This is a genomic window from Pseudomonas citronellolis (assembly GCF_001586155.1).
In the GTDB taxonomy this organism is placed as follows: domain Bacteria; phylum Pseudomonadota; class Gammaproteobacteria; order Pseudomonadales; family Pseudomonadaceae; genus Pseudomonas; species Pseudomonas citronellolis.
Genome location: NZ_CP014158.1, coordinates 4,684,790 through 4,699,366, shown reverse-complemented (window position 1 = coordinate 4,699,366; position 14,577 = coordinate 4,684,790). Strand labels below are relative to the sequence as shown.

At 60.8% G+C, this 14,577-nt stretch carries 9 protein-coding genes and 1 pseudogene; 4 read left to right on the top strand and 6 right to left on the bottom strand.

The genetic code is table 11. The features are described from left to right. Nucleotide 1: 1 nt before the first annotated feature. From PcP3B5_RS20430 to PcP3B5_RS20410, 6 genes and pseudogenes are all read right to left on the bottom strand, one after another. A pseudogene (locus PcP3B5_RS20430) lies at nucleotides 2–301 on the bottom strand (helix-turn-helix domain-containing protein); the annotation flags it as partial. Continuing rightward, a complete protein-coding gene (locus tag PcP3B5_RS31555; RefSeq protein WP_145923928.1) occupies nucleotides 292–2,547 on the bottom strand; it encodes a hypothetical protein in 2,256 nt (751 codons plus the stop codon). The gene PcP3B5_RS31555 and the pseudogene PcP3B5_RS20430, both read right to left, overlap by 10 nt. 24 nt (nucleotides 2,548–2,571) lie before the next feature. Then, entirely contained in the window at nucleotides 2,572–5,262 is a 2,691-nt protein-coding gene (locus PcP3B5_RS20425; protein WP_042929796.1) for an AAA family ATPase, read from the bottom strand. A 215-nt stretch (nucleotides 5,263–5,477) separates the two neighbouring features. Further along, complete coding sequence (locus PcP3B5_RS20420) at nucleotides 5,478–5,849, bottom strand: tyrosine-type recombinase/integrase (protein WP_042929798.1); 372 nt, start codon at nucleotides 5,847–5,849, stop codon at nucleotides 5,478–5,480. A gap of 332 nt (nucleotides 5,850–6,181) precedes the next feature. Continuing rightward, the gene (locus PcP3B5_RS20415; RefSeq protein ID WP_009621763.1) at nucleotides 6,182–7,429 is read right to left on the bottom strand and encodes a ribonucleotide-diphosphate reductase subunit beta; all 1,248 of its coding nucleotides are present in this window, start codon (nucleotides 7,427–7,429) and stop codon (nucleotides 6,182–6,184) included. A gap of 216 nt (nucleotides 7,430–7,645) precedes the next feature. Then, nucleotides 7,646–10,525, bottom strand: coding sequence for a ribonucleoside-diphosphate reductase subunit alpha (locus PcP3B5_RS20410; RefSeq protein WP_009621764.1), 2,880 nt, complete (start codon nucleotides 10,523–10,525; stop codon nucleotides 7,646–7,648). A gap of 733 nt (nucleotides 10,526–11,258) precedes the next feature. Here PcP3B5_RS20410 and PcP3B5_RS20405 point away from each other — a divergent pair. From PcP3B5_RS20405 to PcP3B5_RS20390, 4 genes are all read left to right on the top strand, one after another. Further along, the gene (locus PcP3B5_RS20405) at nucleotides 11,259–11,963 is read left to right on the top strand and encodes a response regulator (protein WP_009621765.1); all 705 of its coding nucleotides are present in this window, start codon (nucleotides 11,259–11,261) and stop codon (nucleotides 11,961–11,963) included. Between the two features lie 168 nt (nucleotides 11,964–12,131). Next, a complete protein-coding gene (locus PcP3B5_RS20400) occupies nucleotides 12,132–13,745 on the top strand; it encodes an ATP-binding protein (protein WP_009621766.1) in 1,614 nt (537 codons plus the stop codon). Between the two features lie 78 nt (nucleotides 13,746–13,823). Further along, a complete protein-coding gene (locus tag PcP3B5_RS20395) occupies nucleotides 13,824–14,147 on the top strand; it encodes an ArsR/SmtB family transcription factor (RefSeq protein WP_061562282.1) in 324 nt (107 codons plus the stop codon). Continuing rightward, a complete protein-coding gene (locus tag PcP3B5_RS20390; RefSeq protein ID WP_058071240.1) occupies nucleotides 14,144–14,575 on the top strand; it encodes a YeeE/YedE family protein in 432 nt (143 codons plus the stop codon). The genes PcP3B5_RS20395 and PcP3B5_RS20390 overlap by 4 nt, the downstream gene beginning before the upstream one ends. Nucleotides 14,576–14,577: the final 2 nt, after the last annotated feature.

Sequence of the window (14,577 nt, the reverse complement as noted above, 5' to 3'; positions counted from 1 at the left end):
ATCAATCGTCCGTGCGGAGGTACTGATAGAGGGTTTCCCGGCTGATGTTGAATTCACGGGCGAGTTGCGCCTTGGACTGGCCGGCCCTCACCCGCTGCCGCAGGGTAACAGCTTGCTCGTCGGACAGGGCTTTCTTGCGGCCCCGATACGCGCCGCGTTGCTTCGTCAGGACAATATCTTCGCGCTGCCGATCACGGATCAGGGTGCGCTCGAATTCAGCAAAGGCCCCCATCATCGACAGCATTAGGTTGGTCATCGGCGAGTCCTCACCAGCGAATACTAGGCCCTCCTTCAGGAGTTCATGAGGAGATCGGCAGCTTCGTGAATATTTTTCGATCTCAGTTTTATATTTTCAGGCCGCCCAAGCTGAGTATATTTCAAGGTATCTACCATGCTTCCCCAAAACTTGCACCGCTCTACAGTCTCCTTTTCCTCAGCGACTGATCTTTTACAAATCTCCGCAACAACCTGTTCATACCAGTCAGCAGACATAGAGTTAATAGCATTATTTGCAATCAGTTGAATGCCGGGGCGATCTATTATATTAATTATTTTTGCCTCATTAATTAAATTTTCGATTAGCTCTGTGCAAAAAGTCATTCGCAGCATTCCGCTCATGAGCCCTCGCCAAGGCATGTAGCTTACATTTTTTACCACCATTGGAAGCAGCATTGACATGCGGAATAGAAGTCGAGCAATGAAGGAGGCGGATTGAACAGCGTTCACAGGTAGAAGCGTTCCAAGCACTGTCATAGCTCCTAGTGCAAGCATACCGCTAGCGGTTGCTCCGTGTCCGCCATCTACTGGAATAGTATCGCAAGCACTGAGCAATACAATAGGAGGCATATTGATCTGGCTCTGTAACTCCCAAACATTTAATTCCTCGCCCCCAACTATAATTGAGCCCATAGCAGAATCTGTTTTTAGTGAGCCGTGACCATCAAAAATCATCAGCGCCCCTTTGAAGCTATTAATTATAGCAACAAATTCTTCAGATGACTCAATATCAACAATCCTGTATTTTGGATATTCCTCATGCATGTTGGTCCAATGCTGAAGAGTGGTTTCAAGAGTGTATTTGATTTTGTCGCTTTCCGAGAAAGATCGAACAATCAATATCTCATCAAAGTCAGAGAGAGCTATTGTCTTATGTCGACTTCTAAGGGTTTGGAGTAAGTTTATATTGCCTGGAGTTGCTGGTATCCGGCTGACGTCACATCTTAACATCAATGGCAACCCCCTCAGCGGAAGCCATTCAAGTGGTAAATCAGTTACTATAGACACCCCGGAAAACTCGGGAAGCTTTTCTTTAAAAAAAGACAAAAATCGCTTGTCAACCAACAAGAGCATTCGCTCCTTAAGTGTCATTCCGAGCTTGTTTAATTTAAAATTGGCATGACAGCCATTCCCTCTGGCGCAATTGGCTAGATTGATTAAATCGCCTTTGATCTTATTTATTTTAGGCTCAATTCGGATGATCGGAAATAAATCAGACAAGCCCAATATGCCCAAGGAGATATTGAACAACTCAAGCTCTTGCCGATGTAGCGAAATAAAAGTTTTCCCCACAGAATCTGAGGTTATGGCAGCTATCGCTTCTGATTGATAGCCAACCAATCTTCTAATGTAATTCTCAGACTTTACAGCTGAGTTAACATAGATTCTGAGGGCGGCGACAAGTTCTTTTTTTAGAGAGCCATCAGGGAATAGCTTATCTAAATCTACCTTGTAGATTCTCCATAGAATCGGCTCTACACTGATACATAAACGGTTTTCAGTAGAAGCGTTATCTGTCAGGCTCGATCTGCTCCCCCATAGCGCTCGACTACTACGTAGTATCGCCGGGATGTAGTTTTCATTGCCGCTGGGCATGAGTCTCCCCTCGCGGACAATGTCCAAGCATAAACTTTCGGCTATCAATTCATTTGCATATGTCAGCCCATGACGATAGCCAGGGAAAGCTAATCGCTTCCAAGACTTTTTCTTGGGCCCTAGCACTTCACTTACTGCCTCAAAAAACTCTTGCGGCACTCTACCGTCTTCTAGAAGAGCAAGAGCTCTTGCTATGGCATAGTTACCTATTTTTCTTGGACTAAAATCCCTTTCTTCCTTGCTCGCTGATTTTGCGGTAGATATGTGCAAGAACCCATTCCCGTACTCGCTCGAGAGGAAGTCTTTGACGGGGAGATACATTCGCTCGTCGGATAGCACTATTTTTAATACTGGAGTTGACTTTGCGTGCGTGTACATTGACTCGATATTAACTGGTATGCACACAAAGCTAGTTATGCCAGAAGCTCTAGCAGTTGCCACGCTTTTCCTACTGGCCTTGATCTCTCTTACATCAAATGGAAGTTTTGCTGCAAAATCTAACAGCCATCTGGATTTTACAACTTCAGGCCAATACGCTAGAAAGAAAGTTTCCGTATTGTACTCACGAAAGTGCGGGATAAAATAACTGATAGCGAATCTTATATCTCGAAAATGTTCTTCTTCAAAAATCCGCTCCGCTAAATCAGATTCACTTACATATGATTTTCTTGTCATTTGAAAATCCTTTTCAATTACTCACTAGCCACCGAAAAGCTTCTTGCGTTGTGCGGTTCGTTCCCTGCGTAGGTTTTCGTAGGCGGTTCGCCGCTTGGCCGCTTCGTTGATTAGCTCCAAGATCAGAGTGATGTCGCTGTGCAATTCCTCGCGCGTGGGCAGTGGCAGTTGGCGTTCACCCGGGGTGTCATGGGCCTCAGTGGCTTCACAAGCCCGAGCATAAACCGCCAGCATCTTCTCCCACTCATCTGCAGGGTGGCCGATGACGGCGCCAAAGGCCTCGACGCTCACCACGTCGCTGAACGGTTGAACCGTATTGTTCAGGAAAACTTCCCGGATGGCGCGCTCGACGGTACCTCTGAGGCTTGAGTAGCCCGCAGCGATTTGCCGCTCAAGTTCATCATCCGGGTAGCTGTCTTCCGGAGCGCTCAACGCTTTCGCACGATCTCGCAGATCAGCCAGGCGGGCTTTGGTGTCCATCGTGGCCCATGTTAGCCCTTCGCTTACCAGTCCTGGCGACTCATCCCAACCAATGGTCTTGTAACTGGCCGGGCGATCAGCGCGCTGAAGTGCCATGGCCAGTTCGGTCAGGAATACCGCGTCATGTGTGAACACCAACACCTGGCGGGTCTCGGCTAGCGCAACCAAACGCCGAGCGATGGCCCGACGATAAACATGGTCTAGAGAGGTTGAGGGGTCGTCAAAAATGACCGTCGAGGTATGTGGCAGAGATTCGAGTTCGGCGATGAACATGGCCATCCCCAAAGCACGCTGTTCCCCCTCGGAAAGCACTTTAGAAGCCTTCGCCGTGATTTCCTGCAGGCGTAGGGTAACCTTGGTCACCCCCAGCTCCGTGCGTCCGGTCAGGTCGGGTTGCACTCGGCGTTTATAGCCCAAGGCTTTCAATTCGGCATTCATGGCGGCGGCCAATGCCTCGGTTACATACGTCGCGGCCAGAGCCGTCAGCTTGCGTGATACCGTTCCAGGATTTAGGGCTGCATGACAGCGGCTTAACACAGCATGAGTCTGCTTGTCCTGAATGAAGCGCTCCACCGCGCCGAGCTGGCCGGAAAGGCGCTGACGCGCATCCAGGTCTGCCAGTTCTTGGCTCAGCGCTAAACGCACAGCAGGATCGGTGGAGGTCCGGAGGGTACTGGCGTCAGCGCGCAGCGAAGCAGCCTTGCTGGCGAACTCACTGTCTAGGTTCGCTTCCGGTGAAAGTGGCTCTGATTCAGGAGACCAGTCTCCCGCTTCCAATGTTTGACTGACCCAAGTGTGCCGGACGGCCCAAACCGAGGCCGCTGTAGTAATGGTGGCGTGTAGATCGGGGAGCCGCTCCGCCACTTCAGCCAGCGTGGGCGCATCCAGGATGCTGAGGTCAACGGCCTTCACTTTCCCCAGAGCGGTCATACGGGCATCGTTGGCTGTTTGTGCATCTGCTGTCGCAGTATCCGAGATAAAAGCTGCAAAACGCCGCATGCGTTCCGCTGCATCGACTGAGTAGGGTTGCTGGCAGAGCACGCAGCGTGCGTCGAGTTCCAGGTGCGGGAATAAATGTCCGGAATATGCTGCCCGCTGAGAGAAGGCTTCAGCGGCCCGGTACATCGTTTGCCAAAGCACATCGCCGGTGCCCTCTAACAGAGTGGCGGTGTGTGAAGCCAATGTTGGTGGTTCCGTGGTGTCCTGTGTCCCCCGCCCCTGGAGGCGCGCTTGTGCTAGTTGCATGGCGAGGTGTGCAGCTTTTTCCGCGGTGATGAGTTCCTTTGCCCTCGCAATGGCCCGGTCACCCACCCATCGTTGTGCCGCCTCGGCACGGCGTTGCGCTTGGTCCAGGCGGGTCGCCAGGCGCTCCAAGGCCAGCGCTTGGGGAGTAGGATCGGTTTCCAGCAGTGTCCGCTTCAGAAACTCAAGCCTTCGGAGTTCCTCGTCAGTGAGCGTTCCCAATCGAACCAGTACTGCGCGATCCGAGTCTGCCCCCAGGCTGGCGATGTAACGGCCGACTTCGGTATTACCCTTCAGCGGCTCGAACTGCTGGGAATCCAGAACCAACGCATTGCGCTCAGCTCCAATCCGGGTCTGCAAGTCGCGCTGCAGCAGGACCAGGCGCGTCAGGTGGATCAGTCCGTATGGCTGAAATGCCGGGGTGCCTTCCGCATCGATATAGTCGTTGGCACAGGCTACGTCGTATACCGATACCGCGCTCAAATGTGGATGGGCTGGCCCGCTCTGAACCCAACGCGCAGTTTCCGGCGTGCCATCCACCAGGATGGAGAATTCAGCAGATGGAGGCCGAGGTGGAGTTGCGGCCCCAAAGGCGTTGGGCAGCACCTCCACTCGATGTCGGGCTTTGCAGGCGTTCTTGAAGACGCGGGCATAGCCGGATTTGCCGGCCCCGTTGTGACCAAAAAAGATGGTCATGCCCTCCGGCACGAGGTCAAATGCTCGACCAGAAGGGAAACCGTTGACCTGATCCAGCCCGGAGACACCGGTCAGTCGCACGGTGGCGCCACTGCAGGCCCCCGGAACGTCATCCAATGTGAATGGTTTGGTGGCCCCTGTGGTCGCATTTTCCCGTTCTTGCTCGCGAACCATTTGCAGGATGGTTTCGATGTCATCTTGGGCGAGTTCGGGCCGCGTAAAAATCCGGCGCAGTGCCTCTTGCTGCCAGGGCCTAAGTCCACCAGTCCACGCGATGATCTCGTCCAGCAATGACATAGCAGTCTCCTTTGCCTGGGCACCCGATTAAAGGACGAGGCTGCACAAATGGCAAGTAGCCATCTGGGGCAGATCGAGGCCATCAGCTGACCGCTACGCACAAGAAATACCGCATGCTTCTGCCTCGGTATCCGTCCCGAACTGGTTGTTGCCAGGCGCCATAGCATCGCCCCCCGGAATCAGATCGATCAGTTATCCCTGTGCCTTCACTCCTGTCACCTGTCGATGTGAGCGAGCAAATGCGTCGAAGTGCCCACAGAGGATTCCAATGCTGGCCTCGCCGCGAGGCTACCGAAGGAGATCGCCGGGTCGGTGTAGCGCATCGCTGATTTAATGTCCTTCCAGCCCACGTAGGTCATCAGCGCTTTGAGATCCCAGCCATTGGCCGTGGCCCAGGTGGCGAAGCCGCGGCTCAGCGAATGACTGGTGTACAGCTCAGCCGGGACACCGGCGCGCAACAATATCTGGCGTAGCAGGCTGATCAGGCTGCCGGGGTGCAGCGCCTTGTTGTTCAGGTGCCCCCAGCGATCCAGGCGGCGAAACACGGCCCCGCGCGCCATGCCGGCGAACTTCGAGGTTCTTGGCATCCATCTGGTGACTCCTTTCCTGCGGCAGTCTGAGTCTAGCGTTCAGTCTCGTACGCAGCCTGTCTGCGATGTGCCGGGAGTGGCTTTATACACATAGGCCACGCCCGCTTAGATTTTTCGGTGTGTGGCGGACGCTTGCGTTTGGCGGGCATCATCAAAAAAAGGCCGGTGTGCATAGCAGCACTCCGGCCCTTTCGACTGCTCCTCTTCACCGCCATCCTTAACGGCTCCAAGGTTCTTGCTTGTTACACTCCGCACTCATTTGGTGCGTTTATTCCACTTTGAAGTGAATAAATTCCAATTCTTAGTGAAAAATGACGTCTTGCCCCTATTCAGTCCCAGCTCAGCGCGCCGCCGGTCTGGTACTCGATCACGCGGGTCTCGAAGAAGTTCTTTTCCTTCTTCAGGTCCATGATTTCGCTCATCCACGGGAAGGGGTTGCTGGTGCCCGGGTATTCTTCCTTCAGGCCGATCTGGGTCAGGCGGCGGTTGGCGATGAATTTGAGGTAGTCCTCCATCATCGCTGCGTTCATGCCCAGGACGCCGCGCGGCATGGTGTCGCGGGCGTATTCGATTTCCAGCTGGGTGCCCTGCAGGATCATCTGCGTGGCTTCGTCCTTCATCTGGGCATCCCACAGGTGCGGGTTCTCGATCTTGATCTGGTTGATCACGTCGATGCCGAAGTTCAGGTGCATGGATTCGTCGCGCAGGATGTACTGGAACTGCTCGGCGGTGCCGGTCATCTTGTTGCGGCGGCCCATGGAGAGGATCTGGGTGAAGCCGCAGTAGAAGAAGATGCCTTCCAGTACGCAGTAGTAGGCGATCAGGTTGCGCAGGAACTGGCGGTCGGTTTCCGGGGTGCCGGTCTGGAACTGCGGGTCGGAGATCGAGCGGGTGTACTTCAGGCCCCAGGACGCCTTTTTCGCGACGCTCGGGATCTCGTGGTACATGTTGAAGATTTCGCCCTCGTCCATGCCCAGCGACTCGATGCAGTACTGGTAGGCGTGGGTGTGGATGGCTTCCTCGAACGCCTGGCGCAGGATGTACTGGCGGCATTCGGGGTTGGTGATCAGGCGGTACACGGCCAGCACCAGGTTGTTCGCCACCAGGGAGTCGGCGGTGGAGAAGAAGCCGAGGTTGCGCATGACGATGCGGCGCTCGTCTTCGGACAGGCCGTCCTTGCTCTTCCACAGGGCAATGTCGGCGTTCATGTTCACTTCCTGCGGCATCCAGTGGTTGGCGCAACCATCCAGATACTTCTGCCAGGCCCAGTCGTACTTGAAGGGTACGAGCTGGTTGAGGTCGGCGCGGGCGTTGATCATCTGCTTGTCGCCGACCTGTACGCGGGCGGCGGAGCCTTCCAGATCGTCCAGGCCTTCCTGGATGTCCAGGGCGTCCAGGGCCTTCTTGGCGCGGGCGACCGCGTCGGAGTCGCTGGCGGAGACGGCGCGGGCTTCTTCCACGGAGCCGGCGGCTTCGTCGTCCAGTTTGTCGGCGGCCTGGGCGGCGGCTTTGGCCACGGCCGGGGCGGCCTTGGCTTCGGTGGGGTCTTCTTTGTCGAATTCGTCCCAGCTCAGCATTGGTTCCTCTCCTGGTCTGGTTGCGTGATGGGGGCACGCTAAAGCTTGCTTGGCTTCCCTTCTCCGGGTTCCCGCGTTCGCGGGAATGACGAGGGGAAGCTGTTATGTCTGGGGGAGGCGGGGACAAGAGCCCCTCTCCCTAACCCTCTCCCTGAAGGGAGAGGGGATATCCGTGCTGCGTGGAAACGCGGCCCTCGGGCGAGGGCCGCTGCTTCCTTACTGGCAGGCTTCGCAGTCGGGGTTGTCGATGCTGCAGGCCTTGGGTACCGGCGCCGGGGCCGGGGCGGCTTGCAGGCCTTCGTCGATCACCGAGCTCACGGCGTTCAGCTTGCCGGTGTTGATGGTGGACTTCTCGGTGCTGGTGGCGGCCAGGGCGCGGAGGTAGTAGGTGGTTTTCAGGCCACGGTACCAGGCCATGCGGTAGGTCACGTCCAGCTTCTTGCCCGAGGCGCCGGCGATGTAGAGGTTCAGCGACTGGGCCTGGTCGATCCACTTCTGGCGGCGGCTGGCGGCGTCGACGATCCACTTGGTCTCCACTTCGAAGGCGGTGGCGTACAGATCTTTCAGGTCTTGCGGGATGCGCTCGATCTGCTGCACGGAGCCGTCGTAGTACTTCAGGTCGTTGACCATGACCGGGTCCCACAGGCCGCGGGCCTTGAGGTCGCGCACCAGGTAGGGGTTGATCACGGTGAACTCGCCGGAGAGGTTCGACTTCACGTAGAGGTTCTGGTAGGTCGGCTCGATGGACTGCGACACGCCGGTGATGTTGGCGATGGTCGCGGTCGGCGCGATGGCCATGATGTTCGAGTTGCGGATGCCTTTGCGCACGCGCTCGCGCACCGGGGCCCAGTCCAGGCTCTCGCTCTGGTCGACTTCGATGTACTTGGCGCCGCGGGCTTCGATCAGCAGCTTCTGCGAGTCGATCGGCAGGATGCCTTGCGACCACAGCGAGCCGTCGAAGGTCTCGTAGGCGCCGCGCTCTTCGGCCAGGTCGCAGGAGGCCTGGATGGCGAAGTAGCTGATGGCTTCCATGGACTTGTCGGCGAAGTCGATGGCGGCGTCGGAGCCGTAGGCGATGTGCTGCAGGTACAGGGCGTCCTGGAAGCCCATGATGCCCAGGCCCACCGGGCGGTGCTTGAGGTTGGAGTTCTCCGCCTGGGGCACCGAGTAGTAGTTGATGTCGATGACGTTGTCGAGCATGCGGACCGCGGTCTTGACGGTGCGGCCGAGCTTCTCGACGTCGAGCTTGCCGTCGACGATGTGGTTGACCAGGTTCACCGAGCCCAGGTTGCAGACGGCGATCTCGTCCTTGTTGGTGTTCAGGGTGATCTCGGTGCACAGGTTCGAGCTGTGCACCACGCCCACGTGCTGCTGCGGGCTGCGCAGGTTGCACGGGTCCTTGAAGGTCAGCCACGGGTGGCCGGTCTCGAACAGCATGGAGAGCATCTTGCGCCACAGGTCCTTGGCCTGGACGACCTTGTGCAGCTTCAGCTTGCCGTACTGGGTCAGGGCTTCGTAGTACTCGTAGCGCTCTTCGAAGGCCTTGCCGTAGAGGTCGTGCAGGTCGGGGACGTCGGACGGGGAGAACAGCGTCCAGGTGCCGTCTTCGAACACGCGCTTCATGAACAGGTCGGGAATCCAGTTCGCGGTGTTCATGTCGTGGGTGCGGCGGCGGTCGTCACCGGTGTTCTTGCGCAGCTCCAGGAATTCTTCGATGTCCAGGTGCCAGGTTTCCAGGTAGGCGCACACGGCGCCCTTGCGCTTGCCGCCCTGGTTCACGGCCACGGCGGTGTCGTTGACCACTTTCAGGAACGGGACCACGCCCTGGGACTTGCCGTTGGTGCCCTTGATGTACGAGCCCAGCGCGCGCACCGGGGTCCAGTCGTTGCCCAGGCCGCCGGCGAATTTCGACAGCATGGCGTTGTCGTGGATGGCGCTGTAGATGCCCGACAGGTCGTCCGGCACGGTGGTCAGGTAGCAGCTGGACAGCTGCGGGCGCAGGGTGCCGGCGTTGAACAGGGTGGGGGTGGACGACATGTAGTCGAAGGACGACAGCAGGTTGTAGAACTCGATGGCGCGTTCTTCCTTCTGCGGCTCTTCGATGGCCAGGCCCATGGCCACGCGCATGAAGAACACCTGCGGCAGTTCGAAGCGGATGCCGTCCTTGTGGATGAAGTAGCGGTCGTACAGGGTCTGCAGGCCCAGGTAGGTGAACTGCTGGTCGCGCTCGTGGTTCAGCGCGGCGCCCAGCTTGGCCAGGTCGAAGGTCTTCAGCTTGGGATCGACCAGCTCGAATTCCACGCCCTTCTCGATGTACGCCGGCAGGGCGCGGGCGTACAGCTCGGCCATTTCGTGGTGGGTGGCGCTCTCGACCACGCCGAGGAAGCCCAGGGCTTCGGCGCGCAGGGTGTCCATCAGCAGGCGGGCGGTGACGTAGGAGTAGTTCGGCTCGCGTTCCACCAGGGTGCGGGCGGTCATCACCAGGGCGGTGTTGACGTCCTTCTCGGCCACGCCGTCGTAGAGGTTCTTCAGGGTTTCGCGTTCGATCAGCCCGCCATCGACTTCGGCCAGGCCTTCGCAGGCTTCGCGGATGATGGTCTGCAGGCGGCCCATGTCCAGCGGCTGGGTGCTGCCGTCGGCCTTGGTGATGCGGATGCTCGGGTGCGGCTGGGCGACTTCGCCGGCGGCGCTGGCGGTCTTGCGCTCGTTGGCGCGGGCTTCGCGGTAGATCACGTAGTCGCGGGCGACTTTCTGCTCGCCGGCGCGCATCAGGGCCAGTTCGACCTGGTCCTGGATTTCTTCGATGTGGATGGTGCCACCGGAGGGCATGCGGCGCTTGAAAGTCGCGGTGACCTGTTCGGTCAGGCGCGCGACGGTTTCATGGATGCGCGACGAGGCGGCAGCGGTGCCGCCTTCCACGGCGAGGAACGCCTTGGTGATGGCTACGGTGATCTTGTCATCGGTGTAGGGAACTACGGTGCCGTTGCGCTTGATCACGCGCAGCTGGCCGGGCGCGGTGGCGGCCAGATCCTGGGCGGATTCGGCTGCCTGCGGCGCTGCGGCCTGCGGGTTCTCGCGAGTGGTGTCGATCTGCATGGGTGGTTGTCTCCACATTCTCTTAGTGGGTTCTGTCACTGGCGCCGGGGGCGCCGCTCCGGAAAAACAGCAATAAAGAGCGTGTGCGTCCGGCGGGGCCGGCCGCATGAAAACTTGCGTAACAGGGGAAGGGGACTCAAGCGCCTCCCTGGCCCAAGTCGGGTGTCCGGCTTTACGGGCCGGAACCACAATACCTAGTGGTGTTGACCGATCGGTTGCAACACCCGTACCGCATGGCCATCGACATCGATCACTCCTTTGCGGCCTACGCCGCGTCGGACTTCCGTACGCCTGGATGCAGCTGCTGGGGGAACCGGAGGAGCCGTGGAAAAGGCTCGCGACCTCATGCTTCTTCTTGTGTCCGGTTCCAGGTTGCGGACCCAACATGTAGGGGTTATCCGCAACGGGGATACAAGATAATGCGCTATGGGAGGCTTTGCAAGGCGGCAGGCTGGGGGAAACCTGTGGATAAATTGTGGGTGGCGTGTGCGTGATCGCGTAGGGATCGCGCCAGGCCGCACCGCTGCTGATTTTCACCGTTCGTCATGAGCGACTGACAGATTCAGGAGTTGGCCTGAGGCTGTCAGGGTGTGAACCCTACCACAATATCTTGTGGTCCTGCCCCATCGCGTTCCGCCCGTGCCATGGCGCGGCTTCCTGGCTACAATGCGGCACGTCCCGCCTGCCTCGCGGCGGTGCGCGGCGGACCCGTTCAGGTGCATTGGGAGGCGGTGTGGAGCAAGAGGCGCGAATCCTCATTGTCGAGGACGACCAGCGGTTGGCCGAGCTGACCCAGGACTATCTGGAAAGCAACGGCCTGAAGGTGGGCGTCGAGGCCGACGGCGCCCGCGCGGTGGACCGCGTGCTGGCGGAACGGCCGGACCTGGTGGTGCTGGACCTGATGCTGCCCGGCGAGGACGGCCTGTCGATCTGCCGGCGCCTGCGCCCGGACTACGACGGCCCGATCCTGATGCTCACCGCGCGCACCGACGACATGGACCAGATCCAGGGCCTGGAGATGGGCGCCGACGACTACGTGTGCAAGCCGGTGCGCCCGCGCCTGCTGCTGGCGCGCATCCGCGCCCTGCTGCGGCGCAGCGAGGGGCCGGACGAGGCGCCCGCGGCGGGCAGCAAGCGCCTGACCTTCGGCAGGCTGGTGATCGACAACGCCATGCGCGAGGCCTGGCTGGACGGCCAGACCATCGAGCTGACCAGCGCCGAGTTCGACCTGCTGTGGCTGCTGGCGGCCAACAGCGGGCGCATCCTTTCCCGCGAGGAAATCTTCAATTCCCTGCGCGGCATCGAATACGACGGCCAGGACCGCTCCATCGACGTGCGCATCTCGCGCATCCGCCCGAAGATCGGCGACGACCCCATGCACCCGCGGCTGATCAAGACGGTGCGCAGCAAGGGCTACCTGTTCGTTGGCGAGCAGTAGGGCCAACGCTCTCGCCCGCGTCCGTGTTCACGTAGGATGGCGTGGAGCGCGGCGATACCCATCGATGGGTATCGCTTCGCTCTCCCATCCTGCGTGTTGCATCCATACTTCCCGGCGCCGTCCCCGCGCCTCCACGCCGGCCGCTGAACCCGGCACAGGGCTTCGCCGATGAAATCCATCTTCCTGCGCATCTACGGCGGCATGCTGCTGACCCTGGTGCTGGTCGCCGCCCTCGGCGTGCTGACCCTGCACCTGGTCAACGAGGTGCGCGGCGACCGCTACCGCGAGGAGCTGGCGCGCGGCACCTTCCGCCTGATGGCCGACGAGATGGCGGGCATGGAGGAGGTGGACCGCAAGCGCGCGCTGCTGCAGTGGAGCCGCCTGATGGGCATCCCGCTGAGCCTGCAGAAGCTCGACGCCCTGGGCATGGACGGCCGCGACCGCGCGCGGCTGATGAATAACCAGGTGCTGGTGGAGGCCGACGGGCCGCACCAGGTGCGCATCCATACCCAGGTCAGCCTGCAGGAGGGCCTGGTGCTCACCGGCGAGGTGGAGCAGGTCAGCGAGCAACTGGCGCGGGCCACCATCTATATGCTGATGGACGAGCTGCGCCGCTTCCCCGCCAGCGAGCAGCCCTACCACCTGGCGCGCATCGTGCGCGACAAGCGCTTCGGCTTCGACGTGCACCTGCTGCGCCTGAAGGAGATCGACCTGGACGACGACCAGAGCCGCCGGGTGGAGGAGGGCGACACTGTGCTGGCGCTGGGCAAGAACGGCGACTCCATCCGCGTGGTGGCCGGCATCGTCGACACGCCCTGGGTGCTGGAGCTGGGGCCGATCTACCAGATGAACCCCTATCCGCCGCAACTGCTGTTGCTGATCGCCGCCGTCGGCCTGTCGCTGATCGGCCTCACCCTGTACCTGCTGATCAGCCGCCTGGAGCAGCGCCTGCGCGGCCTGGAGTCGGCCGCCTCGCGCATCGCCCGCGGCAGCCTGGACACCCGGGTGGAGGAACGCGGCAGCGACTCGGTGGGGCGCCTGGCCGGCACCTTCAACCACATGGCCGAGCAGATCCAGCGCCTGATCAGCGTGCAGCGCGAGCTGGTCCGCGCGGTGTCCCACGAGCTGCGCACGCCGGTGGCGCGGCTGCGCTTCGGCCTGGAGATGATCGAGTCCGCCGAGGACGACAAGACCCGGCACAAGTACCTGGAGGGCATGGACGGCGACATCCAGGACCTCGACCAGCTGGTGGACGAGATGCTCACCTACGCGCGCCTGGAGCAGGGCTCGCCGGCGCTGACCTACCAGAGCGTGGAGCTGGGCGAGCTGGTGCGCCAGGTGGTGGCGGAGATCGCCCCGCTGCGCGGCGAGGTGCAGGTGACCTGCGAGGCCGGCGCGCTGGTGCCCTTCGACCAGGGCAGCTGGATCGAGGCCGAGCCGCGCTACCTGCACCGCGCCCTGCAGAACCTGCTGAGCAACGCCATCCGCTACGCCGAGACGCGGGTGCGGGTGAGCTACCGGGTCAGCCTGGACCGCTGCCAAGTGGACGTCGAGGACGACGGCCCGGGCGTGCCGGAGGACCGCTGGGAGCGCCTGTTCACGCCGTTCTTCCGCGTCGACGACAGCCGCACGCGGGTCACCGGCGGGCACGGCCTGGGGCTGTCCATCGTGCGGCGGATCATCCGCTGGCACGGCGGCCGGGTGTCCATCGCCCGCAGCCAGGCCCTGGGCGGCGCCTGCTTCACCCTGGCCTGGCCGCGGCGCCAGGCGCCCAAGGAATAGCCCGCGGCGGGCGAGGGTGGACGTTCTGCGGGTTTATATTATATGTTTTTATATATTGTGATTTCGTAGAGCGTTCCCATGCCCGCCACCCCAGCCATCGACCTGCAACGCCTGCGCCACTCCGCCGACCAGGCCGGGCGCCTGCTCAAGGCCCTGGGCAACCCCGACCGCCTGTTGCTGCTGTGCATGCTGTCCCAGGAGGAGCTGCACGTCGGCGCCCTGGAGGAGCGGGTGGGCGTCGGCCAGCCGACGCTGTCCCAGCAACTGGGCGTGCTGCGCCGCGAGGGGCTGGTGGCGACGCGCAAGGAGGGCAAACAGGTGTACTACCGCATCAGCAGCCCTCAGGCGCTGGCGGTGATCCAGACGCTCTACCAGCTGTTCTGCGCGGAGGATGCCGAATGAACATCGACTGGACGGCTTTCACCCCCTGGAGCGCCCTGGCCGGCGGCGCGCTGATCGGCCTTTCCGCCGGCCTGTTCGCCCTGCTCAACGGCCGCGTGGCCGGCATCAGCGGGTTGCTCGGCGGCCTGCTGGCCAGGGGCGGCGTCGGCGGCGAGCGCCTGGCGTTCCTCCTCGGGCTGCTGCTGGCGCCGCTGCTGTGGCTGGCCTTCGGTCCGCTGCCGGCGCTGCACTTCGACAGCGCCTGGCCGGCGCTGCTGCTGGCCGGGCTGCTGGTGGGGCTGGGCAGCCGCTATGGCGCCGGCTGCACCAGCGGCCATGGCGTGTGCGGCCTGGCGCGGCTGTCGCCGCGGTCGCTGCTGGCCACGCTGTGCTTCATGGCCAGCGGCTTCGCCACCGTCTTCTGCATCCGCCACCTGCTGGGAGCCTGAAC